Annotated in this window: 23 protein-coding genes; 13 read left to right on the forward strand and 10 right to left on the reverse strand. The window is 62.7% G+C overall.

What is annotated here, in order from left to right:
* The first annotated feature begins 6 nt into the window (after window positions 1–6).
* Window positions 7–1,095, forward strand: coding sequence for a chorismate synthase (gene aroC, locus E5E96_RS17930; RefSeq protein WP_171282747.1), 1,089 nt, complete (start codon window positions 7–9; stop codon window positions 1,093–1,095).
* Between the two features lie 100 nt (window positions 1,096–1,195).
* Here the strand turns inward: aroC and E5E96_RS17935 are convergent, their stop codons facing one another.
* Window positions 1,196–2,011, reverse strand: coding sequence for an ABC transporter substrate-binding protein (locus E5E96_RS17935; protein ID WP_171282748.1), 816 nt, complete (start codon window positions 2,009–2,011; stop codon window positions 1,196–1,198).
* 323 nt (window positions 2,012–2,334) lie between these two features.
* Between E5E96_RS17935 and E5E96_RS17940 the strand changes: the two genes are divergently transcribed.
* Window positions 2,335–3,735 carry a DEAD/DEAH box helicase gene (locus tag E5E96_RS17940; RefSeq protein WP_171282749.1) on the forward strand — a complete coding sequence of 467 codons (1,401 nt, stop codon included), beginning with the start codon at window positions 2,335–2,337 and terminating at the stop codon, window positions 3,733–3,735.
* A 106-nt stretch (window positions 3,736–3,841) separates the two neighbouring features.
* On the opposite strand, the gene E5E96_RS17945 is transcribed toward E5E96_RS17940, so the two are convergent.
* From E5E96_RS17945 to cra, 4 genes are all read right to left on the reverse strand, one after another.
* Window positions 3,842–4,531: an RES family NAD+ phosphorylase gene (locus E5E96_RS17945; RefSeq protein ID WP_171282750.1), complete on the reverse strand. Its 690-nt coding sequence runs from the start codon at window positions 4,529–4,531 to the stop codon at window positions 3,842–3,844.
* Window positions 4,531–4,935, reverse strand: a complete 405-nt coding sequence (locus E5E96_RS17950; protein WP_016350639.1) for an antitoxin Xre-like helix-turn-helix domain-containing protein — start codon at window positions 4,933–4,935, stop codon at window positions 4,531–4,533. Before E5E96_RS17950 ends, E5E96_RS17945 begins: the two co-directional genes overlap by 1 nt.
* 261 nt (window positions 4,936–5,196) lie before the next feature.
* Window positions 5,197–6,390: an aromatic amino acid transport family protein gene (locus tag E5E96_RS17955; RefSeq protein ID WP_171282751.1), complete on the reverse strand. Its 1,194-nt coding sequence runs from the start codon at window positions 6,388–6,390 to the stop codon at window positions 5,197–5,199.
* 306 nt (window positions 6,391–6,696) lie between these two features.
* Complete coding sequence (gene cra, locus E5E96_RS17960; protein WP_171282752.1) at window positions 6,697–7,683, reverse strand: catabolite repressor/activator; 987 nt, start codon at window positions 7,681–7,683, stop codon at window positions 6,697–6,699.
* 305 nt (window positions 7,684–7,988) lie between these two features.
* Here cra and fruB point away from each other — a divergent pair, with 305 nt between their 5' ends.
* From fruB to E5E96_RS17980, 4 genes are all read left to right on the forward strand, one after another.
* Complete coding sequence (gene fruB, locus E5E96_RS17965; protein WP_171282753.1) at window positions 7,989–9,089, forward strand: fused PTS fructose transporter subunit IIA/HPr protein; 1,101 nt, start codon at window positions 7,989–7,991, stop codon at window positions 9,087–9,089.
* Complete coding sequence (gene pfkB / locus E5E96_RS17970) at window positions 9,089–10,078, forward strand: 1-phosphofructokinase (RefSeq protein WP_171282754.1); 990 nt, start codon at window positions 9,089–9,091, stop codon at window positions 10,076–10,078. Before fruB ends, pfkB begins: the two co-directional genes overlap by 1 nt.
* The gene (fruA, locus tag E5E96_RS17975; protein WP_171282755.1) at window positions 10,075–11,811 is read left to right on the forward strand and encodes a PTS fructose transporter subunit IIBC; all 1,737 of its coding nucleotides are present in this window, start codon (window positions 10,075–10,077) and stop codon (window positions 11,809–11,811) included. The genes pfkB and fruA overlap by 4 nt, the downstream gene beginning before the upstream one ends.
* Window positions 11,812–12,007: 196 nt before the next feature.
* A complete protein-coding gene (locus tag E5E96_RS17980; protein ID WP_253264654.1) occupies window positions 12,008–12,568 on the forward strand; it encodes a glucose-6-phosphate isomerase family protein in 561 nt (186 codons plus the stop codon).
* 21 nt (window positions 12,569–12,589) lie between these two features.
* On the opposite strand, the gene E5E96_RS17985 is transcribed toward E5E96_RS17980, so the two are convergent.
* The gene (locus E5E96_RS17985; RefSeq protein WP_016350646.1) at window positions 12,590–13,597 is read right to left on the reverse strand and encodes a LacI family DNA-binding transcriptional regulator; all 1,008 of its coding nucleotides are present in this window, start codon (window positions 13,595–13,597) and stop codon (window positions 12,590–12,592) included.
* Window positions 13,598–13,809: 212 nt separating this feature from the next.
* Here E5E96_RS17985 and E5E96_RS17990 point away from each other — a divergent pair, with 212 nt between their 5' ends.
* The 6 genes from E5E96_RS17990 (at window position 13,810) to E5E96_RS18015 (ending at window position 19,431) form a co-directional block, all read left to right on the forward strand.
* Window positions 13,810–15,576: a class I mannose-6-phosphate isomerase gene (locus E5E96_RS17990; RefSeq protein ID WP_171282757.1), complete on the forward strand. Its 1,767-nt coding sequence runs from the start codon at window positions 13,810–13,812 to the stop codon at window positions 15,574–15,576.
* A 5-nt stretch (window positions 15,577–15,581) separates the two neighbouring features.
* On the forward strand, window positions 15,582–16,013 hold the full coding sequence (locus E5E96_RS17995) for a PTS sugar transporter subunit IIA (RefSeq protein ID WP_171282758.1): 432 nt from the start codon (window positions 15,582–15,584) through the stop codon (window positions 16,011–16,013).
* Window positions 16,014–16,022: 9 nt separating this feature from the next.
* Window positions 16,023–16,517, forward strand: a complete 495-nt coding sequence (locus tag E5E96_RS18000) for a PTS sugar transporter subunit IIB (RefSeq protein ID WP_016350649.1) — start codon at window positions 16,023–16,025, stop codon at window positions 16,515–16,517.
* Window positions 16,518–16,529: 12 nt separating this feature from the next.
* Window positions 16,530–17,333 carry a PTS sugar transporter subunit IIC gene (locus E5E96_RS18005; protein WP_011706182.1) on the forward strand — a complete coding sequence of 268 codons (804 nt, stop codon included), beginning with the start codon at window positions 16,530–16,532 and terminating at the stop codon, window positions 17,331–17,333.
* Window positions 17,333–18,181, forward strand: a complete 849-nt coding sequence (locus E5E96_RS18010; RefSeq protein WP_045789901.1) for a PTS system mannose/fructose/sorbose family transporter subunit IID — start codon at window positions 17,333–17,335, stop codon at window positions 18,179–18,181. Before E5E96_RS18005 ends, E5E96_RS18010 begins: the two co-directional genes overlap by 1 nt.
* Before the next feature lie 92 nt (window positions 18,182–18,273).
* Entirely contained in the window at window positions 18,274–19,431 is a 1,158-nt protein-coding gene (locus tag E5E96_RS18015; protein WP_171282759.1) for an AGE family epimerase/isomerase, read from the forward strand.
* A 24-nt stretch (window positions 19,432–19,455) separates the two neighbouring features.
* Here the strand turns inward: E5E96_RS18015 and E5E96_RS18020 are convergent, their stop codons facing one another.
* Window positions 19,456–19,707 (reverse strand): DUF1289 domain-containing protein, encoded by a 252-nt coding sequence (locus E5E96_RS18020; RefSeq protein WP_171282760.1) that lies wholly within the window; start codon window positions 19,705–19,707, stop codon window positions 19,456–19,458.
* Window positions 19,708–19,857: 150 nt separating this feature from the next.
* On the opposite strand from E5E96_RS18020, the gene mltA reads away from it, so the two are divergent.
* Window positions 19,858–21,009: a murein transglycosylase A gene (gene mltA / locus E5E96_RS18025; RefSeq protein ID WP_011706178.1), complete on the forward strand. Its 1,152-nt coding sequence runs from the start codon at window positions 19,858–19,860 to the stop codon at window positions 21,007–21,009.
* A 121-nt stretch (window positions 21,010–21,130) separates the two neighbouring features.
* Here mltA and yfaE read toward each other — a convergent pair whose 3' ends face one another.
* The 3 genes from yfaE to nrdA form a co-directional block, all read right to left on the reverse strand.
* Window positions 21,131–21,451, reverse strand: coding sequence for a class I ribonucleotide reductase maintenance protein YfaE (gene yfaE, locus E5E96_RS18030; protein WP_016350654.1), 321 nt, complete (start codon window positions 21,449–21,451; stop codon window positions 21,131–21,133).
* The gene (gene nrdB / locus E5E96_RS18035; RefSeq protein WP_171282761.1) at window positions 21,448–22,581 is read right to left on the reverse strand and encodes a class Ia ribonucleoside-diphosphate reductase subunit beta; all 1,134 of its coding nucleotides are present in this window, start codon (window positions 22,579–22,581) and stop codon (window positions 21,448–21,450) included. Before nrdB ends, yfaE begins: the two co-directional genes overlap by 4 nt.
* A 66-nt stretch (window positions 22,582–22,647) precedes the next feature.
* On the reverse strand, window positions 22,648–24,915 hold the full coding sequence (gene nrdA / locus E5E96_RS18040) for a class 1a ribonucleoside-diphosphate reductase subunit alpha (protein WP_016350655.1): 2,268 nt from the start codon (window positions 24,913–24,915) through the stop codon (window positions 22,648–22,650).
* Window positions 24,916–25,478 lie beyond the last annotated feature (563 nt).

Here is a 25,478-nt window from a genome sequence, read left to right on the forward strand (position 1 = left end):
GCACTCATGGCAGGGAACAGTTTCGGCCAACTCTTTCGTGTGACGACCTTCGGCGAGAGTCACGGCCTGGCGCTGGGCGCCGTGGTCGACGGCTGCCCGCCGGGACTGGAGATCAGCGAAGCGGATCTGCAGGGGGATCTGGACCGGCGCAAGCCCGGCACCTCCCGCTACACCACGCCACGCCGCGAGCCGGACGAGGTGAAGATCCTCTCCGGGGTGTTCGAGGGCAAGACCACTGGTACTTCCATCGGGCTCTTGATCGAAAATACCGATCAGCGCTCCAAGGACTACTCCGACATCAAGGACTTGTTCCGTCCGGGCCACGCCGATTACACCTATCACCAGAAGTACGGCCAGCGCGACTATCGTGGCGGCGGGCGCTCCTCCGCCCGTGAAACCGCGATGCGGGTGGCGGCGGGGGCCATTGCCAAGAAGTACCTGAAACAGGTACACGGCATCGAGATCACCGGTTTCCTCTCCCAGCTCGGCCCCATCAAGGCAGAAGCCTTCGACGCGGCGCAGATCGAGCAGAATCCCTTCTTCTTCCCCGATGCGGGCAAGCTGGAAGCGCTCGATCAATTCATGCGCGACCTGAAAAAAGAGGGCAACAGCATCGGTGCCAAGGTGCAGGTCATCGCCAGCAATGTGCCGGTGGGCCTCGGTGAGCCGGTGTTCGATCGCCTCGACGCCGACATCGCCCACGCCATGATGGGCATCAATGCGGTGAAAGGGGTGGAGATCGGTGACGGGTTCGCGGTGGTGGAGCAAAAAGGCTCCGAGCACCGCGATGAGATGACCCCGGCCGGCTTTGCCAGCAACCATGCGGGCGGCATTCTGGGCGGCATCTCGTCGGGTCAGGACATCGTAGTGAGCTTAGGCTTAAAGCCCACCTCCAGCATCACGGTGCCGGGCAAAACGATCAATACCGAAGGCGAGGCCATCGAGATGATCACCAAGGGTCGCCACGATCCTTGCGTCGGCATTCGTGCCGTGCCCATCGCCGAGGCGATGCTGGCACTGGTACTGATGGATCATCTGCTGCGCCACCGTGCCCAGAACCAGGGCGTGCTGACCCATACCCCGCAACTGCGCTGATCGGCCTGTTCACTGCTCGGCTGATCGAGTGGTGCAGCCACAGACACAGTCAAAAGGCGACCTCAGGGTCGCCTTTTTCATGGGCCTTCATCGCGCTGGGTTATTGGTTGGGTGTCACCTGCTCAGCCGCCGGGTTGTCGAGTCGGCAGGGGGGCGGCGCCACGTCACGGCCGGGTGGGGGCAGGCCGGCAATCACCTCATTGACCCGGGCGAGCTGCGCATCGGTGACGGCCGAGTTGGCAAACATCAGGCTGACCGGTTGGTGATGGAGCAGCAACTGACAGCGGATAAAGCCATCGGCCCCCAGCTGTTGCAGGCGGTAGCGGGCGTATTGCCACTCCATGATGACGCCGTCCAACCGGCGAGCCAGCAACAGATCGACCAGCCGGTCATCGGCGTTGTATTCGCTCGCGTTCTTGAGGGCGGGGCACGCTTCCATCAGCTGGATGGGGCGAGTGCCGCGCAGCTTGCCAAGACGCAGCTGGCTTTGCTGGCAAAGCTGCGACAAGTCTGACACCGCCAGCCAGGGATCTCGCTGGCCCGGGATGGGGTTGTTGCTCAGCAGCACGAAGGTACTGCGCCGATAGGGCACCGAGAAGCGGGCAAAGGCGCGCCGCTCCGGCGTATCGAGCGCCCCCATGGCCACGTCCAGCTGTTGCTGCTCGAGCAGATGGATGGCCCTGGCCCAGGGCAGGTTGCGAAAGTGGGATTCCAGCCCCGCCTGACTCAGGATCTGGCGGGTCAGGGTGACGTCCAGTCCATCCAGCGTCCCCTGGGGATTGATGTAACTGAACGGGGGCCAGTGGCTCCAGGCCACCGACAGCCTGGGCTTGGCCTGCAGCGGCAGACAGAGCCCAATCGCCAGCAGGGCGAGCAAGAGCCAGCCAGGGGCAGCCGACAGAAGATGAACACGCATGAACCTGAACCTCCTTGTACAGGACGGATGCGGCGGTATCGCCGTTATCTGGCATCAAGCATAGCCTGATTCGAATGAGTTCTTGAGCGGCTTTTCCGGGCGGGACGGTGAGCTGCTTTTGGCAAACATGCTGGGAGGAACGTCACATTTTTCTCGTTTCTCCTCAATAACTCCGTTAGACTGCGCCCCTATTCTTTCCCCTTTGCTCTGCTCCCCGGGGAAATCGTTGTGTTCTCAACAGGCCCGAGTCTGGCGAGATGGCATCGGCTCAGCAGAGGAGCCCCATCCCGGATTGTCGGCGCCCCTATCCCTAGCAGGTAACTATGAGTTTTACTTCCCTCGGTCTGGCCGAACCCTTGTTGCGTGCCGTTGCCGAGCAAGGCTACGACACCCCGTCTCCCATTCAGCAACAAGCGATCCCGGCGGTACTGGCTGGCCGTGATCTGATGGCCGCCGCCCAGACCGGGACCGGCAAGACCGCAGGTTTTACCCTGCCGATGCTGCAGCGTCTGACTGAAAGCAAGCGCAAGGTCTCCCCGAACCGCATTCGTGCCCTGGTGCTGACCCCGACCCGCGAGCTGGCCGCCCAGGTGGGCGAGAGCGTGCGCAACTACGGCAAACACCTGCCGATCCGCAGCCACGTGGTATTTGGCGGCGTTAGCATCAACCCGCAGATGATGGCCACCCGCCGTGGTCTGGACGTGCTGGTGGCCTGCCCGGGCCGCCTGATGGATCTGTACAACCAGAACGCCGTCAAGTTCGACGAAGTGGAAATCCTGGTGCTGGACGAAGCGGATCGCATGCTCGACATGGGCTTTATCCGCGACATCCGCCGCATCCTGGCCCTGCTGCCGAAGAAGCGCCAGAACCTGCTGTTCTCCGCCACTTTCGCCGACGAGATCCGCGAGCTGGCCACCGGCCTGCTGGACAACCCGGCGGTGATCGAAGTGACCCCGCGCAACAGCACCGCCGAGCGTATCGAGCAGCTAGTACACCCCTGTGACAAGGCCAACAAGATTGCCCTGCTGAGCCACCTGGTCACCAGCAACAACTGGCAGCAGGTGCTGGTGTTCACCCGTACCAAGCACATGGCCAACCGCGTTGCCGAGACCCTCGACAAGAACGGTGTCAGCGCCGCCGCCATCCACGGCAACAAGAGCCAGGGTGCCCGTACCCGTGCCCTGGCCGGTTTCAAGGATGGCAGCGTCAAGGTGCTGGTGGCGACCGACATCGCCGCCCGTGGTCTGGACATCGATAAACTGCCGCAGGTAGTCAACTTCGAGCTGCCGAACGTGGCGGAAGATTACGTGCACCGTATCGGTCGTACCGGCCGTGCTGGCGCCGCCGGTCACGCCATCTCCCTGGTCGCGGCCGATGAAGGCAAGCTTATCAAGGCCATCGAGCGACTGACCAAGCAGAACATTCCGTGCGAGCAGGTGGCCGGTTTTGAAGCCTCCCGCGAGACCCTCGACAACATCGCCCGCGGCATCGGCGCGCCGCTGCGCAAAGAGCCGCGCGATCCGAGCGAGCAGCGCCGTGCGCCGCGCCCGCAAGGTCAAGGCCAGCGTCAGGGCGCCGGTCGCTCTGCCAACGGTGGCAATGGCGGCGGTAACCGCTCCGGCAACGGTGGCAAGCCCAAGCCCCAGGGCGGTCAGCGTCCGGAAGGCGGCGCCGGCAAACCGGCTCAGGCTCGTCGTCCTCGCCGCTCTACCCACAACCAGTAAGCGGTCTGGGAGCCTGCTCCCTCGCTCGGTTGATGTAAAAAGCCCCGCCACTCTGGCGGGGCTTTTCTATATCCGGGAATCGGCCGAGTGAGGCGGGCAGTGCCCGTCACTCGCCATAGAGGGTGATTTGCAGCACGTTGGCGATGGCGCTGCCGTTCCAGTGGTACTCCAGATGACGGGGCTGATGGACGCGGCTGACCAGGCGCGGGCGATAGAGCAGGTAGCAGTCGTGGCCGCTGTGGCGCACCGAGCGGTAACAGATGCCGTCCACATCCAGGGCTTTCTGCTCGCGGGCGAAGGCCTGGGAATATCCGTAGTCGGTAGCATGGTAGAGCGGTGTGGCGAGAAAGGCCTCGCCGGTAATGTCGACCAGGTTGGCGCTGAATTCGGCATGGATCACCCGCATCTGCACTTTCTGGGCGGGTTCACGGGTGTAGCCGAAGACGCGCTCCTGGTGGTAGACCGTCTCCTTGATGGCGGTGTCGAGGCTGGGGGCGCAGTAATAACCGCCAAAATCACCGGTGGTGAAGCGGGCCCCCTCCGGATTGAGGTGGGTGAAGGCGGCCATCACATGGCTGCCGCCAGCCAAGCCCACCAGCCAGTCTGCTTTCGGTACCCGCGTCAGCTCGCCGGCCTCTTCCCTCAGCCTGTCGTTGGTCAGCGCCTCGATGGCCCAGACTGCCTCCAGTTCGTCGGCGTTGGCCACATCCTCATAGAGGCAGATGGTGGGGTAGCGGCTCGGGATGATCCGGTAGGCTGACTCGTCCTTGAATGCGCGCTGCGGGGGAGTCGGCATCAGGCCATGCCTCCGCGCCAGGCGTGCAGGCGGGTAGCGACCTCATAGAGATCGGCCACGCGGCCACCCTGCATCACCTCCATGGCGCTGCGGCCGGCGAAGAAGGGGTGGCTGTTGGACTTGCGTACCCAGCCATAGATGCTCTCGTCCGCGCTGAACAGCACCCGCAGGCTCTTGTGAATGTTGAGCAGGTAGCTCATTCGCTCCTGCAGATCCGCACTCAGCCTGATCCCGCCGTGGGACTCCTTGTACTTGTTCAAGGTTGAACGCGAAGAAATACCGAGCAGTCGCAACTGTTCATCTGTGTTGCACTGCCATTTGTCCAGGATGCGAAACACCACCGGCAGCGCCTTGCTGGGATCAACGGCGCCATCTTGCCGTTGCACGTGTGCGGTTGCGACCATGTCAGGCTCCTTGCTGGATTGAGCGTGTGTTCTGTTGCCAAAAAGGCGATCTGTTATCAGTGTACAAGAATTGTTCATATATATACAGGGTGTCGATACATGGTGCATATATGAACGTTTGATGCATCAGGGAGATGATCACCGTGCTGGCGGACCTCTTTATATCGATGGCATATACCGATGGTATAGAAAAAGCCCCGCCAACTGGGTTGGCGGGGCTTTTGCGCTTTTGCTATTGGGGCATGCAATACCGGCTCTGGCTTAGAGCGCGGGCAGCAATCCCATGCTGACGCTTATCTGCACCCCGACGATCAGCACACCCATGGCGCCGGCAAGGCCCAGGGCCAGCACGCCGCCCGGGGCGCGGTAGTGGTGCGCCTCGGCTTGCTTGCGGCTCTGCCACACCAGGGCCACCGGCAGCAGCACCGCCAGCACCGCCAGCGCGATGGCGGCGTAGCCGAGCGCCATGATGAAGCCTTGCGGGAAGTAGAGGGCAAACAGCAGGGGCGGCACGAAGGTGATGAGACCGGTCTGGGTGCGGCCCTGCCAGTTGTCCTTGCGATGGGTCACCTTGGCCATGAAGTCGAACAGTCCCAGCGTCACCCCGAGGAAGGAGGTGGCCAGCGCCAGATCGGCGAACAGGTGCATCGCCTGGTTGAAGGCGGGCCAGCTCACCAGATTGCCGACGTTGGCCAGCAGGCTGTCCAGCGCCCCGCCGGTCTGGATCAGGGATTGCTGACCGAGCAGCCCCAGGATGGCGATTTGCCACAGCACGTAGAGGATGAGCGGCAGGGCGGAGCCCCATACGAAGACCCGGCGCAGCTGCTTGGGGCAGTCCCCCAGGTAGAGCATCACGCTCGGGATGGAGCCGTGAAAACCGAACGAGGTGAAGATGACCGGCAGGCCTGCCAGCAACAAGCCCTGACCGAGCGGCATGGAGAGCAGGTGCTGCCCTTCGGCACGCGGCAGCAGCAGCCCGAGGACGGCCACCATGATCACCAGCTTGACGGTGAACATCAGTCGGTTGAGGTAATCCACCTGTTTGGTGCCGACGCAGACCATGCCGCCAAACAGCAGGGTAAAGGCCCAGGCCGCCTGCTCCTGGCTGAGGGGCAGGCCGGCATCGGCCAGCGCCTGGGCCAGCAGGCTGCTGCCGCCGCTGATGTAGGCGGAGGCCAGCGAGTAGAACAGCATCAGGATGCAGAAGGAGGCAATGCGCTTGCCCCAGGGGCCGAGCAGGTGATCCGCCAGCTGGTGCAGGTACCACTTGCCGGTGTTGAGGCTGGCTTCCACCTGCAGCATGGCGGTAAAGGCCATCAGGCCCCACAGGCCGATCATCAGCAGCAGGGTGGCGGGTCCGCCAAGGGAGGAGGAAGCCAGCGGCAGGGCCAGCATGCCGGCGCCTATGGTGGTGCCGGCAATCAACAGGGTACATCCCAGGGTTTTGGTATTCATGGTGTCCATCCGAATCGAGAAACTGCGCCGTGCGCAGCAGGCATATGAGGTGTTGGCAAGGCGCCTCCGGGGTCGAGACCGGAGGCTAGCAATATCGGAGTGAACCCATCGTTACGAAAAATCCGCTGGTTGTAAAAGATGGTTGCCAACTTAGCGAATTAAAATGTTGGATACAAGCGTGTAAAGGCGGATTTTGTTCTGGGTGGACAGAATAAGTGGAAATAAAAGATGACAGTAGTGCGCTTTGGCTGGTGAAAAAACGCGCCGCTGCGAACCGGGTCGCAGCGGCGCGCGATGTAGAGAGGATTAACGGCGGCGTTTGAGGGTACGGCTCACATAGTGCAACCCGCACTGGTATTCACCGCCAATCGCCTTGAGGGCCAGCTCCAGCGCCTGGCTGGCGAGGGCATCGTGCTGCTGTGGCAGGGAGTTGATACCGAAGGGGAGAAAATCGAGCAGGCGATCGTCGCCGAAGGTGGCCATGGCCAGCCGGCTCATGTCGGTCTCCTGTTCCAGCAGATAGTCGAGCACCCCCTCCATCAGGATGTAGGAGGTGGCTACCAGTGCCTGGGGCAGCTGGCCGAGCTGTTGATGCAGCGTCTTGATCAGGCGGTAGCCTTCGGCGCGGGAGAAGTGGGCCCCTTCACACAGATGGCAAGCCGTGCTGTGGCTGGCGACGGCCTGCTCGAAGCCCGCTTTGCGTTCCCGGCTGATCGTGAGTGCCGGCAGCGCAGTGATCAGGGCGATGTGCTTGATTGCCGGCGAGAGCAGGGAGGTGGTGAGATCGCAGCTCGCCTTCTGGTTTTCGCTGGCCACGGTGACGAACTTGTCGGCCGCCATGGCCCGGTCGATGGCGAGCACCTGGATGCCGCGCGTCTGCAGGCCGAGGTAGAAGGGATCTTCGGGTGGCAGGCAACTGGCCACCAGCAAGGCATCCACGTGGCGGCTGGCCAGCATCTCGGCCAGTTCTTTTTCGGTGGCGGGGTCATCTTCCGAGCAGACGATCAGCAGCTGATAACCCTGTACCCGCGCCCCTTGCTCCAGCCGTTTGGCGAGCTTGGCGTAACTGGCGTTCTCCAGGTCGGGCAGGATGAAGCCCAGGGTCTTGGTCTGGCCACCGCGCAGGGAGGCGGCGCGGCTGTCCGGCTGGTAGTTGTGGGCGGTGACCACCGCCATCACCTTGTCGCGGGTGGCCTGGCTGATGCGGTATTGGTCGGCCTTGCCATTGATCACATAGCTGGCCGTGGTGCGCGAGACACCGGCGAGGGCGGCGATTTCATCCAGTTTCATCATGTTGGCTCTGTTTGAGTTGCAAGGCCCACGGGCACTGCCTGGTGAGGGCACCGAAAAGTGTGCGCGGGATCATATCATTGAAAAGCACTCTTTGTGGGTACTTGATCAATTCGCTGAAACGATTCAGTCTGAGTGTAAGTGAAACGATTCAGCTTGTCAGCAGACAATCGATGGCCGGGCATAAAAACCGGGTATGACCCGCGAAGGGATGCAATCCGGTCTATTGTCAGCAGGCGAGTGGTACGAATGGTTATGTTTGATGAGCCGGTACGGTCAGGCCGCCCGGCACCTGATGGAGAATCTCTATGTTGAAGTTGGCGCGACAGCAGATCCTGCTGGGGCAGTCGGTGGCGACCAAGGCCGAAGCCATTGCCCTGTTGGCAGGCAAACTGACCGAAACCGGTCTGGTGGAAGCGGGATATGTAGACGGCATGCTGGCGCGTGAAGCGCAGCACGCCACCTATCTTGGCAGCGGCATCGCCATTCCCCACGGCACCACCGACACCCGGCATCTGGTGAAGAACACCGGCGTCATGGTGGCTCAGTTCCCGCAGGGGATCGAGTGGGACGAGGGGCAGATCGCCTACGTCGCCATCGGCATCGCCGCCAAGTCCGACGAGCATCTGGGCATTTTGCGCCAGCTCACCCACGTGCTGGGTGACGAGCAGGCGGCAGCGCAATTGAAAGAGGCCACCGATGCCGACACCATCATCAATATCCTGACCGGTGCGACGGCGCCCAAAGAGGTGCAGTTCCTGGCTTTGGCCGACTTCCCGGCCGATGATCGCGACCAGCTGTTGCTGGGCGCAGCCGCCCGCGCCAAATCCGCCGGCTGGGGCGATGCCGCCATGGTGAGCGCCCTGCTGGCCAGTGAACCCGCCTATCTGGGCGAGGGCATCTGGCTGGCCCGGGCACAAGCAGCCCAGACCGGCTGGGTGCTGGCAACGCCTAGCACTGCACTGAACGCAGGGGAACAACCGGTCAGTGCCCTGCTGCTGCTCTGCGCCGCAGATAGCGGCCATCTGGCGCAGCTCGACAACCTGGCCAAACTGGCGGCTGCCGGTCAGCTTGCCACGCTGGCAGGGAGCGAGGGGCTGGCCATGCTGCAAGCGGGGCCGGCCAGCGGTCTTTCCGACACCTTCACCATCATCAACCCCCACGGGTTGCATGCCCGTCCGGGCGCCATGCTGGTCAAGGTGGCCAAAGAGTTTGAATCCGATATCCGGGTAGCGAATCTGGATGGCAGCGGCGAGGCGGTCTCTGCCAAGAGCCTGATGAAGGTCATCGGCCTTGGCGTCAAGTGCGGGCACCGTCTGGCATTTCGTGTCGAAGGCCCGGATGCCGAAGCGGCGCTCAAGGGCATAGGCGCCGCCATTGCGGCCGGGCTGGGCGAGGGGGCGCACTGATGGACATAGTGACCATCACCCTCAATCCGGCGCTCGATCTCACCACCCGTCTCGAGGCGATGAGCCTGGGCGAGGTGAACCTGGTGAGCGAGGCCAACCTGCGTGCGGCGGGCAAGGGGATCAACGTTGCCATGGTGCTCAAGGACTTGGGCCGCGAGGTGGGCGTCACCGGCTGGCTTGGCGCCGATAACCAGCAAAGCTTCGTCTCCCTGTTTACGGAGCGTGCCCTGGCCGATCACTTCGTGCGCGTGGCGGGCAGCACCCGCATCAACGTCAAGATCTCCGAGCAATCCGGTCGGGTGACCGATCTCAACTTGCCGGGGCTCACCATCCACCAAGGGGAAGTGAGCGCGCTGGAGCAGGCCATCGACCAACTGGCAGCACGCGCCGACTGGTTCGTGCTGGCGGGCAGCCTGCCCAAAGGGGTGGCCCCCGATTACTGCGCCCATCTGATCCGCCTGCTCAAGGCCAGAGGCAAGCAGGTGATCTTCGATTGCAGCGGTGCGGCCTTAAGCGAAGGGATCAAGGCGGCGCCGACCCTGGTCAAACCCAATCTGGAGGAGCTGAGCCAGTGGGCGGGCCGCCCCATCAAGACCCTGAGCGAGCAGGCCGAGTGTGCCCGCGCGCTGCAGGCCAGCGGCATCCCCAACGTGGTGATCTCCAACGGCGCTGATGGCCTCATCTGGTTTGCTCCGGATGCCGTCTGGCAGGCGATTCCGCCGCGCATGCAGGTGGTCAGCACGGTCGGTGCCGGCGATTCCCTGGTGGCCGGTCTCGCCCATGGTCTCAGCTTTGGCTGGGCGCCGGAGCAGACCCTGCGGCTGGCCACCGCCGTCTCCGCGCTGGCGGTCAGCCAGGTGGCGGTCGGCTTTAGCGATATCAGTGTGCTCAACCCCTTGCTTGAACAGGTGCGCGTACAGCGTCTGGATGCGCTGGCACCGGTTCAATGCCATACCCCCTCAATGGAAAACTCAGGAGATGCCCAATGAAAGCAATCTTGGTTACGGCTTGCCCGGCGGGCATTGCCACCAGCTTTCTCGCTGCAAAACGGATAGAACAGCAGGCCAAACTGGCTGGCTGGGAGCTCACCCTCGACGTCGGCTCCAGCGTGCAGCCTCGCCAGGTGCCGAGCAAGGAGCAGATTGCCGCGGCCGACCTGGTGCTGGTTGTCGCCAGTGCCCCGGCGGATCTCGCCGCCTATGATGGCAAGCGGGTCTATCAGGGCAGCATGGATCTTGCCCTGCAGGATCCGGCCGCCTTGCTGGACGCCGCCGCCAGCGGCGCCAGCGTCTATCGCCATCAAGCCGCCTCCGCCGTTGCCAATGCTGCCGCCAAACCGGCCGCTGCTGGCAAGCGTATCGTCGCGGTGACTGCCTGCCCGACCGGGGTGGCCCACACCTTTATGTCGGCAGAAGCGCTGGAGACCATGGCCAAACAGCTGGGTTATCAGATCCGCGTCGAGACTCAAGGCTCGGTCGGTGCCCAGAATGCCCTGACTGCTGAAGAGATTGCATCCGCGGATCTGGTGTTCCTCGCCACCGACATTGAGGTGGACATGGCCCGTTTCGACGGCAAGCCGGTCTATCGCACCAGTACCGGTGCGGCACTGAAGAAAACCCGCGCCGAGCTCGACAAGGCCTGGACCGAGGCGAAAACCTATCGCCACAGCGGCGCCAGCCAACCCAAGAAAGAAGAGAAGGCAGGCCCCTACAAGCACCTGCTGACCGGGGTCTCCTTCATGCTGCCCATGGTGGTGGCGGGCGGCCTCATCATCGCGCTCTCGTTCGTATTCGGGATCGAGGCGTTCAAGGTGGAAGGCACCCTGGCTGCGGCCCTGATGAAGATCGGTGGCGGCTCCGCCTTCGCCCTGATGATCCCGGTGCTGGCCGGCTACATTGCCTACTCCATCGCTGACCGTCCGGGCCTCGCTCCCGGCATGATCGGCGGCATGCTGGCAAGTTCGCTGGGCGCGGGTTTCCTTGGCGGTATCGTGGCCGGTTTCCTGGCCGGTTACAGCGCCAAGTACCTGAGCGACAAGGTGCGCCTGCCGGTGACCCTGGAAGCGCTCAAGCCGATCCTGATCATTCCGCTGTTTGCCAGCCTGTTTACCGGCCTGGTGATGATCTACGTGGTGGGTGGCCCGGTGGCCGGCATCATGAATGCCATGACCACCTTCCTCAACAACATGGGCTCCGCCAACGCCGTGCTGCTGGGCGTCATCATCGGCGCCATGATGTGCTTCGACATGGGGGGCCCGGTCAACAAGGCGGCCTACGCCTTCGGGGTTGGCCTGCTGGCCTCCAAAACCTACGCCCCCATGGCTGCCGTGATGGCCGCCGGCATGGTGCCGGCACTGGGAATGGGGATCGCCACCTTCCTGGCCCGCACCAAGTTCATCAAGGCGGAGCAGGAAGCAGGCAAGGCCTCCTTCGTGCTGGGTCTGTGCTTCATCTCCGAGGGGGCCATCCCGTTTGCCGCCAAGGATCCGATGCGGGTCATCCCGGCCTGCATGGTGGGTGGCGCCCTGACCGGTGCGCTCTCCATGCTGTTCGGTTGCGAGCTGATGGCGCCCCACGGCGGTCTGTTCGTGCTGTTCATCCCGCACGCCATCAGCAACGTCATGATGTATATCGTGGCGATTGCGGCAGGCTCGCTGCTGACCGGTGTCTCCTACGCCATGCTCAAGCGCGGTGAAGAGCAGGCCAAGCTGGCCACGGCATAAGCCGCTAACCAGCAACACGCCATACAAGAGAGCGGCCTTTGGGCCGCTTTTTTATTGCCCAGATTTATTGTCCAAAAAGTGATGAGGGTAGGGCAACCTGGCTTGTGGTTAATGGATTAACCCTCTAGCGTGGGACCCCGAAGGGCGCCGCTGCGCCTGTCGATAACCCGATCCCCAGGAGCAGATGATGACCCCCATGATCCCCCCGATTCTCGACTTTGCGACCGGCAAGCTCGGCGGCGCCGAACTGGTGGAAAAGAGCACCACCCTGGCCGACCTGCTGGGCCTGTTTGTTGACCCACACGCCGAGGCGGCGCTTTCGCCTGATACCCGGCTCTATCGGGTCGCCATGCTGCCCAGCCATGGCGGCGAGGGGGATCTCAACATGGGGGTCACCTATCTGGAGGCGGGCCGGGTTGGCCAGGAGTTCTTCATGACCCGCGGTCATCTCCATGCGCGGGCCGAACAGGCGGAATATTACTTCGGGTTGTGCGGGCAGGGGTTGTTGCTGCTGCAGGATATGGACGGTGTCTGCCGGCTGGAGCAGGTCTTTGCGGGCAGCGTTCACCATATCCCTGGCCATGTGGCCCATCGACTCATCAACACCGGCGAGACGCAGCTCTCGGCGCTGGCGGTCTGGCCCGCCGTCGCGGGTCACGATTACGGTGCGCTGGGAGCGCGCGGCTTCGACCTGAGGGTGCTGGCCGGGGAGGATGGCACGCCCCGCATTGTCACTTCTGCGGGGCAAGCCACTTGAAACAGCGCGTGCGGCGGCCCGCTAGGGGCTGCCGCAGGATTGGCGCACCACCAGGGTGGGGGGCAGTATGATGCTCTTGGCCGGTTCGTCGTTGCCGGCCATCCGCTCAAGCAGCAGCTCGCCGGCCTTTCGGCCGATCTCCCGCGACGCCACCGAGACGGTGGTGAGGGGCGGGTCCACCAGCGCGGTTTCCGGCAGATCGTCAAAGCCCACCAGTGCAAAGTCCTGACCGATGACCCGCCCCAGCTTGCGCAGCGCCAGAATGGCGCCGAGCGCCACCACGTCCTGATAGCAAACCGCCGCCGTCACCTCGGGATGCTGTTCCAGCAGCGCCGTGATGGCGCGGGTGCCTTCCACCCGGCTGGCGCCGCAGCCGATGATCCACTCCGGCCTTGGGGAGATGCCATGTTCGAGCAACTTGCTCATGTAGCCGCCGAGGCGCTGGGAGCGACTGATGGAGGCAGGATTGCCCCCGACAAAGGCGATGTGGCGGTGACCCAGCTTCAGCAGGTGTTCGGTCGCCAGCTGGCAGCCCAGGAAGTTGTCGGTGCCGACGAAGTCGATCGCCACATCCGGTACCGGCCGCACGATCAGGATGGTGGGCATGCGGCGGCGCTGCAGGCTCTCGAAGAAGCTGCGGGGGGTGGTCTGGGTGGCGCAGATCACCATGCCGGCGGCGTTGTTGCGCTGTAGCGAGTCGGTGAACTGCTGCTGCCGGGTGGCCGACTCCTCGCTGTTGGCCAGAAACAGCATCAGATCGTGATGCTCCATCTCCCGGCTCAGGCCCGCCGTCATCTCCGCATAGAAGGGGTTGGTGATGTCGTGCAGCAACAGACCGACCTGGTTGCTGCTCTTGTTGCGCAGGTTGGCGGCGGTCTGGTTGTAGACATAGCCGAGCTCGTCGATGGCCCTGAGTACCCGCTGGCGGGTGTGCTCGGAGATGCGCCCCTTGTTGCGCAGGGTCATGGAGACGGTGGCAGTCGACACCCCCAGATGGCGGGCGATGTCGGCAACGGTCACATTGCTCATGGGATGGATCCTGTCAGGGAGTAGGTTTCAAAGGTATATCGATTAACCTTTGTTTGTTAACTTGCCATGATGAAATTGCTGTCATGATCACATATTTCGCCCATGCTGGCGATCAAATACACCATTTTATGAGGTTAATCTTGTTTATCAGGTTGTGGTTAACAGGTTAATCGATTTATCTCTTTCGTAGGTGTCAACGAGAGAGCAAGCCAATGATTCATTCGAGTTACGTCTCCAACTACGACAAATTCCCGGAAGTGGTGGTCACCGGCCATGAGGGCGCCGCCTGCGCCGGCTGGCACGAAATAGCCCGGCGACTGCAGGCCGCGGCAGACGGGCAAGGTGGGGCAAGGGTGGTGCTGGTGATCGACTGCTATCACGGCGTGGATCAGGACGAGCTGCGTAGCCAGCTGCTGGCGAGGCTTGGGCCCCACACGCTCATCGAGGTGGAGCAGGCCCGCCTGCCGGAATCAAAAGTGCTGGCGATGCTGGAGCGCTTCATCACCGACGACCGGGTCTTTGGCGTGCTGGCCCCCCACAAGATGGTGGAGTTTTTTGACCCGGCCGCGCTGGCGTGCCTGCAGCGGCAGGTCGCAGAGATAACCGGTGGTCTGGTGGTGGTGATGGGCAGTGGCGCCTCACTGGTGGCGAGAGGGGATGTGCGGGTCTATGCCGATCTCGCCCGTTGGGAGATCCAGCAGCGACTGCGGCGCAAGGAGCTGGGCAACTGGGGGGCCGGCAACGAGGAAGAGGACATACTGCGCCGCTACAAGCGCGCCTTTTTCATCGAGTGGCGGGTGTTTGACCGCCATAAACTGGCCCAACTGCCCACCATCGATTTCCTGCTCGACACCAACACCCGAGGCAAGCCGACCCTGGTGACGGGTCAGGCGCTGCTGGCGGGGTTGCATCAGGCGGCGCACCAGCCGTTTCGGGTGGTGCCCTTCTTCGACCCCGGGGTCTGGGGCGGCCAGTGGATGAAGCAGGTGTGCGATCTGGACCCGGCTCAACCCAACTATGCCTGGTGCTTTGATTGCGTACCGGAAGAGAACAGCCTCTACCTGCGCATTGGCGAGGTGAGGGTGGAGATACCGTCGCAAAACCTGGTGCTGTGCCAGCCCAGCGCCTTGCTTGGGGAGCGGGTACACGCCCGCTTTGGCGCCGAGTTCCCGATCCGGTTCGATTTTCTCGACACGGTGGGGGGGCAGCCGCTCAGCCTGCAGGTGCACCCGCTGACCGAATACATCCAGCAGGAGTTCGGTATGCACTACACCCAGGACGAGAGCTACTACCTGCTCGATGCCAAGCCGGACTCTTGCGTCTACCTCGGCACCCGCACCGGCATCGACCCGCAGGCGATGCTGGCGGAGCTGGCCGCCGCCCAGCGCGGTGAGAAGCCCTTCGATGACGAGCGCTTCATCAACCGCTTCCCGGCCGGTAAACACGATCACTTCCTGATCCCGGCCGGGACCGTCCACTGCTCGGGAGAGGGGGCCATGGTGCTCGAGATCAGCGCCACCCCCTACATCTTCACCTTCAAGCTGTGGGACTGGGGCCGGGTCGGGCTCGACGGCATCCCGCGCCCCATCCATCTGGCGCATGGCAGCAAGGTGATCCAGTGGGAGCGCGACACCGACTGGACCCGCGAACATCTGGTCAATCGCATCGAGCCCATTGCCGAGGGGCCGGGCTGGCGCGAGGAGCGCACCGGGCTGCACGAGCGGGAATTCATCGAGACTCGTCGCCACTGGTTCAGCGTGCCGGTGGAGCACGACACCGGTGGTACCGTGCAGGTACTCAATCTGATTGAGGGACGAGAGGCGACGGTGGAGAGTCCCGACCATGCGTTCGCACCGTTTGTGGTGCACTACGCCGAGACCTTCATCGTCCCAGCCTCGGTAGGGCGTTATCGCATCCGCCCGAGCGGCGAGAGTGAAGGGGCGACCATCGCCACCATCAAGGCCTATGTGAGGGGGTAACCAAGATGCTGAGGATCCTTATCGCAACCCATGGTTCACTGGCGCCGGCCCTGCTGGCCAGCGCCAGCATGGTCTACGGCGAGCTGCCCGCGGTGGCGATCGTCTCCCTCACCGAAGAGGGGGGGATCGAGGCCTTTCGCTCCGAGTTTGAACAGACCCTGCGCCGCCATGGCGCGGGGGCTGACGGGGTGCTGGTGCTGTGCGACATGGAGTGCGGCACCCCCTACAACGTGGCGTGCCGCTGCGCGTTTGACCCCGAGTGGCCACAGCCGCTGGCGGTGGTGACCGGGGTCAACTTCCCCATGCTGCTGATGAGCGCCGAGCTGCTGGATGCCGTGGATGTGCACGAGGCGGCCCGCCAGTTGCTGGCCCAGGCGCTGGAATCCATGGTGATCGCGGCCCCGGCGGCTGCGCACCAGCAAGACGACAACTTCTAGGAGAGCGAGATGGCCATTTCATTTGTACGCATTGACGATAGGGTGATCCACGGTCAGCTGGTGACGCGCTGGGCCAGGGAGCTGCCTTGCGACGGCATCGTCGCGATCGATGACGAGGTGGCGGCCGATCCGCTGCTCTCCCAGGTGATGATCGGTGCCGTGCCGGACACCCGGGTGTGGCTGTTCGACGTGGCGACGGCGATTGCCAAGCTGCCCAAGGTGATCGCCAGCGACAAGCGCTACTTCGTGATCGGCAAGTCGCCGGTCACCCTGCAGCGGCTCTGCGCCGCCGGCATCTCCCTTGAGAACCACAACGGCAAGATCAACGTCGGGCCCATGAGTGCCCGCGAGCAGACCACCACCATAGGCCCCAACCAGTCGGTCACGGCGCAGGAGATCGCCGCCTTTGACTACCTGGCCGGCCTTGGCCACGACATTGACTTTCGGCTGGTGCCGGATGCCAGCCACTACAGCTGGGCGGATGCCCAGAAAAAGCTGAAATAGGGAGCAGACATCATGTTTCTGGAAGCAACTCTCATCGGGATACTCTGTTATCTCGGTGCCCTCAGCAGCCCCTGGCTGTTGGGATTGACCGGGGGCTGGTACACCATCACCCGTCCGCTGGTCTCGGGCATGCTGGTGGGGGCCATCCTCGGTGATATCCAGACCGGGATCCTCATCGGGGTGGCGGTACAGGCGGTCTATATCGCCATGGTGACGCCGGGCGGCTCCATGCCGGCGGATCTCAACTTCGTCGCCTTTCCGGCCATTGCGCTGGGTATCCTGTCGGGCAAGGAGCCGTCGGTGGCGGTGGCCATTGCCGCCACCATCGGCATCGCTGGTACCATCCTCTTCAACTTCATGATGGTGCTCAACTCCTACTGGAACCACAGGGCCGACGTGGCGCTGGAGCAGGGGGACGAGCAGGGGGTCTACCTCAACAGCGCCATCTTCCCGCAGGCCAGCAACTTCGTGCTGCGCTTCGTGCCCACCTTCATCGCCGTCTATTTTGGCAACCAGTACATCGAAGGCTTCATGAACAGCCTGCCGGAGCTGGTGATCCGTACCATGACGGTGGTGGGCGGCATACTGCCGGCGGTCGGCATCGCCATCTTGCTCAAACAGATCATCAAGCAGAGCAGCATGCTGATCTACTTCCTGGTGGGCTTTGTCGGCATCGTCTTTCTCAAGCTCAACATGGTGGGGCTGGTGATGATCGGCGCCCTGCTCGCGCTCATCCACTACAACTACAAGCCGGAGCCGCGCCCTGCACCGGCTGCCCGTGCTGCCACCCAAACCGACGATGAGGATGAATTCTGATGGACGCACAGCTGCAAGCGGGTCAGCCGGTGAACAAGGCGCCGGTGGCCCTCACTCCCAAGGATCTGCGTGCCTGCTGGCGCGCCTGGATGATGTACAACCTCTCCTCCATGAGCTTCGAGCGGCTCGAATCCTTCGGCTTCTGCCTTGGCATGATGCCGGCGCTCAAGAAGCTCTATCCCGGCAAGGCGGAGCGGACGGAGGCGATGAAACGCCACGCCTCCTTCTACAACACCGAGCCTCAGCTTGGCGCCATCATCAACGGGTTGGCGGTGGGGCTGGAGGAGAAGCGGGCCAACGGCGAGCGGATCGATGGCGAGACCATCAACACCCTGAAAGTGGGGTTGATGGGGCCCATCGCCGGGATCGGAGATTCCATGATCCCGGGCATGCTGGTGCCCATTCTGCTCAGCATCGGCATGGCGCTGGCCGCCGGCGGCAGCGTGCTGGGGCCGCTCTTTTACATCATCAGCTTCAACGCCATCGTCATCACCGGATCCTACATGTTGTTCATGAAGGGCTACCGGATGGGAACCGGCTCGGTGGAGGCGCTGGTGAGCTCGGAGTCGGTCAAGCTGCGCGAGGCGCTCTCTCTGCTCGGGGTCTTCGTGATGGGCGGGGTGGCGGCCAGTTACGTCAATCTCTCCACCGGGCTCGATTTCGTCACCTCCGACGGGGTCAACATCCAGTTGCAGGCCATGCTGGACGGCATTTTTCCCAAACTGATGCCGCTGCTGGTGGTGCTGGGTACCTGGTATCTGATGGCCAGACGCAATATCTCGCCGGTCAAGGCCATGCTGGGGCTGCTGGTCGTGGCCTTTGTCGGGGTCGCCGTCGGGCTCTTCTAGGCCGATCAAGGGTTGAGATGAGCACAGACAGGGGAGAGCAGGGCTCTCCCTTTTTATGGGCTGGATGATGGGTTGGCTGGAGAGGTGATGAGATGCATGACGAGATAAGAGAGGCCGCGCAGCGCTGCCGACGCTGGCTGGTGGAGGAGGCGCTGCCTCACTGGGGGGCAAACGGCTTTGATTGGGAGCGGGGGCTGTTTGCCGAAGGGCTGGATGGCGCAGGCGCGCCGCTCTGGCAGCCCATTCGTTTTCGGGTGCAGAGTCGCCAGATTTATGTGTTCAGCCACGCTACCCTGCTCGGTTGGTATGAGGGGGGCGAGCTGGCAGAGCGCTGCGCCAGGTTCGGCATGAGGCGCTTTGCTGATGGCGCCAGCAACCAGCTGTTTTCCCTCAATGCGGATGGCTCGCCCGCCGACGGTGCGGTGTGCTGCTACGAATACGCCTTTGCCCTGCTGGCCGAGTGCTGGCTCTACCGCTTGAGTGGCGAGCCGCGCTGGCAGCAACAGGCCGAGTCGCGCTATCAGGCCATCGAACTGCTCTTTGCCGATCCTCTGTACGGCGGGTTTCACTCCCGCTTTCCAGCAAGCGCGCTGCGCAGTCAAAATCCCCATATGCATCTGTTCGAAGCGCTGCTGGTGGCTGCGAAGAGCTTTGATGAGCCGCGCTGGCAGGGGCGCGCCCATCGGCTCTATCAGCTGTTTCGCCAGCGTTTTCTGGAGCCCACCTTGCTGCGGGAGTTCTTCGATGAGCGGCTTCTCCCGACCCATCCCGATTCGCACCTGATCGACCCGGGCCATCACTACGAGTGGTGCTGGCTGTTGGCCCGTTACCGGGCATTGGCACAAGGGTGGGAATATGGACCGAGTGCCCGCGAGATAGACGAGGGGATCGCCATCCTGACCCGCTTTGCCGCCGCTCACGGCCACGGGCCGACCGGGCTGGTGCTGGATGAGCTCACCGATGACGGGCGGCCCCATCGGGCGACCAGCCGGCTCTGGTGTCAGACCGAGCAGCTCAAGGCGCTGCTGGCAGCCTACGAGCGGCGAGGGGAGGCTGAGACAGCCCACCGGATTGGCGCCGTGGTGGGGCGGATCTTTGACTATTACCTGATGCCGGCGCTGCCGGGTCAGTGGCTAGATCAGGTGGATGTGACGGGGGCGCCGTTGGCCAGCCATACACCGGCCAGCACCTTCTACCACCTGTTCGTGGCGTTCAGCGAGCTGGTGCGGGTGGCGCAAAGGGAGGGGTGAAGAGGGATAAGAGAAGGGCGGGGTTTAAAAATCCCAGCCAGGTTGCTCCGGCTGCTCGGGTTGGGGCCCCTCCAGCGCCTTGCGGCGGGCGGCTTCCACCCGCGCCTTGCGACCCCGGCACAGGCGCATCACCTCTTGCTGCTGGGCATGGCTCATGGTGAGCCAGTTGAAACGCTCCTCGCGGCTGCGCAGGCACCCCTTGCAGTAGCCCTTGTTGTTCACTTCGCAGACCCCGATGCAGGGGCTCTGCAGCGGGAAGATTTCGAGCTGTTCCATCCATGGCCTCTCACACCCTGTTACCTTGTTATAACCCAGAAGATCCCCTTTGGAGAAATCCGCCGTCACAGGCCTGAAGGCGTTTGCTTTCCCCCTGCAAATTTGGCATCTTCCCCGCCGAACATAACCCTTGGTGTTATATGAGGACATATGAATAAACACGCTTACTGGCTGACCGCCGCAGTGCTGGGGTTGGCCGGTTGTGCGGGCAACTCTGAACAAGCCCAGGTGCCCAAAAACAAACCCGATGCCAGATGTTTTCTCAACTGCGAGGTGCCGGAAAATCTGGGCAAGCAGTATCTGGACGGTCCCCTGCCTGATGATCTGGTGCGAGTGGAGCGGGTCAACAGCCGACAGCGCGCCGACTACAGCAAGTTCGGCCCCCAGAGCCGGCTGGTGCTGGAGCGCTCCGGCAAGATGACCCGTCGCTACGGCGAGCTTTACCATCAACTCTCCCGCTGGGTGGCCAATGGCGGCGATCCCGCTCAGATCACCCGTTACGGCATCAGCCTGGCCCAGCTGGGCGGCTCGGATCGGATGGGCAACGTGCTGTTCACCGGTTACTACTCGCCGGTGCTGGAGGTGCGTCACCGCCCGGATGCCAAGTACAAGTACCCCATCTATGCCATGCCCAAATGCGGCGGGCGCTGCCCGAGCCGGGCCCAGATCCATCAGGGGGCGCTGGCCAACCGCGGGCTGGAGCTGGGCTACAGCAAATCCCTTATCGACAACTTCCTGATGGACGTGCAGGGCTCGGGCTTCGTTCACTATGGTGACGACGATCGGCTGCAATATCTGGGTTACAGCGGCAAGAACGGTCACGGTTACGTCAGCATCGGCCGGGTGCTGATCGATCGCGGCGAAGTGCCCAAGGAGCAGATGTCCATGAAGGCCATCAAGGAGTGGGCCAACCGTCAGCCGGAGGAGAGCGTCAAGGAGCTGGTGGAGCAGAACCCGTCCTATGTCTTCTTCGAGCGTCGCCCCACCAACGACGTGATCGGGGCCGCCGGCATTCCGCTGCTGCCGATGGCGGCGGTGGCCGCCGACAAGACCCTGCTGCCGATGGGCACACCTATCTTGGCGGAAGTGCCGCTGCTGGACAAAGAGGGCAACTGGACCGGCAAGCACCAGCTGCGGCTGTTGATCGCGCTGGATGTGGGCGGGGCGGTGAAGAAGGGCCACCTCGACCTCTACCACGGCATGGGCGAGAAGGCCGGTGTCGCGGCGGGGCATTACAAGCACTTCGGCCGGGTCTGGAAGCTGGGTCTGCACCATGGGCCGACCGCCGCGCCCTGGCTGTAAGGCCCTGTGGGGGCGGGTGGCGCATCAGCCGCCCGCCCACCAGGCATAGAGATGGATGTAAAAAAGCCGCCGGAGCAATCCGGCGGCTTTTTGTTTGCTGACGTGAACCTGAGGTGTGGTCTCAGCGCTTCTTGATGTCCAGCCGGATGGCACCCACCGGTTTGCAGCAGCAGGGCAGGCATTCACCCTGCGAGACAAAGGCGAGCGGCACGGCGGCATAGTGCACCTTGCCTGCCAGCAGCGGGGTGCGGCAGGCGCCGCAATAGCCGCTGCGGCACTGGAACTCCACGTGATGACCGTGGCGTTCCAGGGTTTCCAGCACGCTCTCGCCGGGATGGGCGTGCAGCACGCCATCCTGGGTATGCACCCGTGGCGAGCCTGCGTCGCTCTGGGCGGGGGCCGCGTGCGGGGCAGGGGTCAGCGTGCCGGTGGCGTCACTCACAGCTCGAAATCACCCAGGTCTTCGGCATTCACTTCGCTGTCGATCTGACCTACCAGATATGAGCTCACTTCCACTTCCTGCGGGGCGACCTGCACGTTGTCGGACGACAGCCAGGTGTTGATCCAGGGGATCGGGTTCTGCTTGGCCCCGGCAAAGGCTGGCTGCAGACCCACCGCATTCATGCGCAGGTTGGTGATGTACTCCACGTACTGGCAGAGGATGTCCTTGTTCAGGCCGATCATGGAACCGTCCTGGAACAGGTACTCGGCCCACTCCTTCTCCTGAATGGCGGCTTCCTTGAACAGCTCGAAGCAGGCCTGCTCGCACTCGGCGGCAATCTCGGCCATCTCGGGGTCGTCCTGGCCGCTGCGCATCAGGTTCAGCATGTGCTGGGTCCCGGTCAGGTGCAGCGCTTCGTCGCGGGCGATCATCTTGATGATCTTGGCGTTGCCTTCCATCAGCTCGCGCTCGGCGAAGGCGAAGGAGCAGGCGAAGCTGACGTAGAAGCGGATCGCTTCCAGCGCGTTGACGCTCATCAGGCACAGGTAGAGTTTCTTTTTCAGCTCGCGCAAGGTGATGGTCACGTCACGACCGGCCACCCGGTGGGTGCCTTCACCGTGCAGGTTGTAGAGCGCGGTCGCCTCGATCAGATCGTCGTAGAAGTGGCTGATGGAGCCGGCGCGCTTCAGGATCTGCTCGTTGGTGACGATGTCGTCGAACACCAGGGCGGGGGTGTTGACGATGTTGCGGATGATGTGGGTGTAGGAGCGAGAGTGAATGGTCTCCGAGAAGGCCCAGGTCTCGATCCAGGTTTCCAGCTCCGGAATGGAGACCAGCGGCAGCAGCGCCACGTTGGGGCTGCGACCCTGGATGGAATCCAGCAGGGTCTGGTACTTCAGGTTGGAGATGAAGATGTGCTGCTCATGGGGCGGCAGGGCCTGGAAGTCGATGCGGTCGTGGGAGACGTCCACCTCTTCCGGGCGCCAGAAGAAGGAGAGCTGCTTTTCGATCAGCCGTTCGAACACTTCGTGTTTTTGCTGGTCATAACGGGCCACGTTGACCGATTGGCCGAAAAACATCGGCTCCTTGAGCTGGTCGTTTTGGGTCTGGCAGAACGTTGAATAGGCCATGGTGATTTGAATGTCTTGAATAAGGGGATACAGGAGGGCGGGAGCTTCATGCTCCCGCCCGGTTCATCAGATCTTGCAGGCGCCGCCGGCACAACCGTCATCTTGCAGATCGGTCTGGGCATCGTCCGCACCATCACGGGTGTTGTGATAGTAGAGGGTCTTGAGGCCGTATTTGTAGGCGGTCAGCAAGTCCTTCAGCAGCTGCTTCATCGGTACCTTGTTGCCTTCGAAACGGGCGGGATCATAGTTGGTGTTGGCGGAGATCGCCTGATCCACAAACTTCTGCATGATACCGACCAGCTGCAGGTAACCATCGACGCTCGGTTGCTTCCAGAGCAGTTCGTATTGATCCTTCAGGCGGTCATACTCGGGCACCACCTGCTTGAGGATGCCGTCCTTGGAGGCCTTGACCGACACCAGACCGCGCGGCGGCTCGATGCCGTTGGTGGCGTTGGAGATCTGGCTGGAGGTCTCGCTCGGCATCAGGGCGGTCAGGGTGGAGTTGCGCAGACCCACGGTGCGGATCTCCTCGCGCAGCGCTTCCCAGTCCAGGTGCAGCGGCTCGTTGCACAGGTTGTCCAGATCCTTTTTATAGGTATCGATGGGCAGGATCCCCTGGGCATAGGTGGTCTCGTTGAAGGCCGGGCAGGGGCCGAACTCGCGGGCCAGCTGCACGGAAGCCTTCAACAGATAGTACTGGATCGCCTCGAAGGTGCGGTGGGTCAGTGCCAGACCGGAACCGTCGGAGTAGCGGGCACCGTTCTTCGCCAGGTAGTAGGCGTAGTTGATGACACCGATCCCCAGGGTACGGCGGTTCATGCTGCCCTTCATCGCGGCCTTGAGCGGGTAGTCCTGATAGTCGAGCAGGGCATCCAGGGCGCGCACGGCGAGATCGGCCATCTCTTCCAGATCTTCCAGCTTCTCGATGGCACCCAGGTTGAAGGCGGACAGGGTACAGAGCGCGATCTCGCCCTCTTCGTCATCCACGTTGTTGAGCGGCTTGGTAGGCAGCGCAATCTCGAGGCAGAGATTGGACTGGCGTACCGGCGCCACGCTCGGATCGAACGGGCTGTGGGTGTTGCAGTGGTCCACGTTCTGGATGTAGATGCGACCGGTACCGGCGCGCTCCTGCATCATCAGGGAGAAGAGATCGACCGCCTTGAGGGTCTTCTTGCGAATGCTCGGATCCTGCTCGTACTTGACGTAGAGCGCTTCGAACTTGTCCTGATCCGCGAAGAAGGCATCGTACAGGCCAGGTGCATCGGACGGGGAGAACAATGTGATGTCGCCGCCCTTGATGAGGCGCTGGTACATCAGCTTGTTGATCTGCACGCCGTAGTCCATGTGACGGACCCGGTTCTCCTCCACGCCGCGGTTGTTCTTCAGTACCAGCAGGCTCTCCACTTCGGTGTGCCACAGCGGGTAGAACAGGGTGGCCGCACCGCCGCGCACGCCGCCCTGGGAGCAGCATTTCACGGCAGTCTGGAAGTACTTGTAGAAGGGGATGCAGCCGGTGTGGAACGCTTCGCCGCCACGGATCGGGCTGCCCAGACCACGGATGCGGCCGGCGTTGATGCCGATGCCAGCGCGCTGGGACACGTAACGCACGATGGCGCTGGCGGTGGCATTGATGGAATCCAGGCTGTCGTCGCACTCGATCAGCACGCAGGAGCTGAACTGACGGGTCGGGGTGCGCACGCCGCTCATGATCGGGGTCGGCAGCGAGATCTTGAAGGTCGAGACCGCATCATAGAAGCGCTTGATGTAGTCCAGACGGGTATCTTTCGGATACTTGGAGAAGAGGCAGGCCGCTACCAGGATGTAGAGGAACTGCGGGCTCTCATAGATTTCGCCGGTGACGCGGTTCTGGACCAGGTACTTGCCTTCCAGCTGCTTGACCGCCGCGTAGGAGAAGTCCATGTCGCGCCAGTGATCAAGGTGCTGGTTCAGCTCCTCGAATTCGGCCTGGCTGTAGTCTTCCAGCAGGTGCTTGTCGTACTTGCCCATGTCCACCAGCTTGGCGACGTGCTGATAGAGGTGGGGCGGCTCGAACTGGCCGTAGGCCTTCTTGCGCAGGTGGAAGATGGCCAGGCGGGCGGCCATGTACTGGTAGTCCGGGCTTTGCTCGGAGATCAGGTCAGCAGCGGCCTTGATGACGGTTTCGTGGATATCGGCGGTACGGATGCCGTCATAGAACTGGATGTGGGACTTGAGTTCCACCTGGGAGACCGACACGTTGTCGAGACCCTCGGCAGCCCAGTCGAGCACGCGGTGAATTTTATCCAGATCGATGGGTTCTTTGTGGCCGTTACGCTTCGTCACAAACAAGTTCATTGGCTGATGACCTTTAGTTGATTCCCGAAAAACCATCGCACGGCGTCCGCCTCCAGGCCTTTGAGAGACGTGGGAGGTGGGGACCTATTGTGCGATGAATCACAAGATATAGTGTTATTTTGATTTCGAGCTACAAGATAGTGAGGTCGGCTCGGCTTTGCAATCTGTGGATAAGGGATTAGCTGTGGATAAATTGTGGGTGTTCCGCTCTGTGTTAGTGGACGCTCACAGCGAGTGGGTTTTCATCCGTCCGATCCGGTAAATGCAAGTCTGATGATCGAACATGGAAAATTTAAATAACTTTTTTTGCTTGCGAAAAGGGGGTGTTTTTACTAGCAAATTCAGCCTGATTATCCCTTGTGCAGCAAGGGTCAAAAGGTGTCCGATCTCGCCGCTTCCCTGCTTGTCAAACCGCCCAAACGGGGGATCGCCAGCGATCCCCCGTGGTGACTACCGAGGCACTGCCGCGATCAATCAACAGTGCTCATCTGGCCACCCTTTGGCGGCAAAGCTGCTTTTGTTATCCATCTCTGTTGCCTGCGTCCTGTACCAGGGTTGCCCGG

It is taken from the genome of Aeromonas sp. 1805, from assembly GCF_013085525.1.
Lineage (GTDB): Bacteria > Pseudomonadota > Gammaproteobacteria > Enterobacterales > Aeromonadaceae > Aeromonas > Aeromonas hydrophila.

Coding starts and splice junctions, on each gene's coding strand:
- aroC (WP_171282747.1), top strand. CDS start 7: ATGGCAGGGAACAGTTTCGGCCAACTCTTTCGTGTGACGACCTTCGGC.
- E5E96_RS17935 (WP_171282748.1), bottom strand. CDS start 2,011: ATGCGTGTTCATCTTCTGTCGGCTGCCCCTGGCTGGCTCTTGCTCGCC.
- E5E96_RS17940 (WP_171282749.1), top strand. CDS start 2,335: ATGAGTTTTACTTCCCTCGGTCTGGCCGAACCCTTGTTGCGTGCCGTT.
- E5E96_RS17945 (WP_171282750.1), bottom strand. CDS start 4,531: ATGCCGACTCCCCCGCAGCGCGCATTCAAGGACGAGTCAGCCTACCGG.
- E5E96_RS17950 (WP_016350639.1), bottom strand. CDS start 4,935: ATGGTCGCAACCGCACACGTGCAACGGCAAGATGGCGCCGTTGATCCC.
- E5E96_RS17955 (WP_171282751.1), bottom strand. CDS start 6,390: ATGAATACCAAAACCCTGGGATGTACCCTGTTGATTGCCGGCACCACC.
- cra (WP_171282752.1), bottom strand. CDS start 7,683: ATGATGAAACTGGATGAAATCGCCGCCCTCGCCGGTGTCTCGCGCACC.
- fruB (WP_171282753.1), top strand. CDS start 7,989: ATGTTGAAGTTGGCGCGACAGCAGATCCTGCTGGGGCAGTCGGTGGCG.
- pfkB (WP_171282754.1), top strand. CDS start 9,089: ATGGACATAGTGACCATCACCCTCAATCCGGCGCTCGATCTCACCACC.
- fruA (WP_171282755.1), top strand. CDS start 10,075: ATGAAAGCAATCTTGGTTACGGCTTGCCCGGCGGGCATTGCCACCAGC.
- E5E96_RS17980 (WP_253264654.1), top strand. CDS start 12,008: ATGATCCCCCCGATTCTCGACTTTGCGACCGGCAAGCTCGGCGGCGCC.
- E5E96_RS17985 (WP_016350646.1), bottom strand. CDS start 13,597: ATGAGCAATGTGACCGTTGCCGACATCGCCCGCCATCTGGGGGTGTCG.
- E5E96_RS17990 (WP_171282757.1), top strand. CDS start 13,810: ATGATTCATTCGAGTTACGTCTCCAACTACGACAAATTCCCGGAAGTG.
- E5E96_RS17995 (WP_171282758.1), top strand. CDS start 15,582: ATGCTGAGGATCCTTATCGCAACCCATGGTTCACTGGCGCCGGCCCTG.
- E5E96_RS18000 (WP_016350649.1), top strand. CDS start 16,023: ATGGCCATTTCATTTGTACGCATTGACGATAGGGTGATCCACGGTCAG.
- E5E96_RS18005 (WP_011706182.1), top strand. CDS start 16,530: ATGTTTCTGGAAGCAACTCTCATCGGGATACTCTGTTATCTCGGTGCC.
- E5E96_RS18010 (WP_045789901.1), top strand. CDS start 17,333: ATGGACGCACAGCTGCAAGCGGGTCAGCCGGTGAACAAGGCGCCGGTG.
- E5E96_RS18015 (WP_171282759.1), top strand. CDS start 18,274: ATGCATGACGAGATAAGAGAGGCCGCGCAGCGCTGCCGACGCTGGCTG.
- E5E96_RS18020 (WP_171282760.1), bottom strand. CDS start 19,707: ATGGAACAGCTCGAAATCTTCCCGCTGCAGAGCCCCTGCATCGGGGTC.
- mltA (WP_011706178.1), top strand. CDS start 19,858: ATGAATAAACACGCTTACTGGCTGACCGCCGCAGTGCTGGGGTTGGCC.
- nrdB (WP_171282761.1), bottom strand. CDS start 22,581: ATGGCCTATTCAACGTTCTGCCAGACCCAAAACGACCAGCTCAAGGAG.
- nrdA (WP_016350655.1), bottom strand. CDS start 24,915: ATGAACTTGTTTGTGACGAAGCGTAACGGCCACAAAGAACCCATCGAT.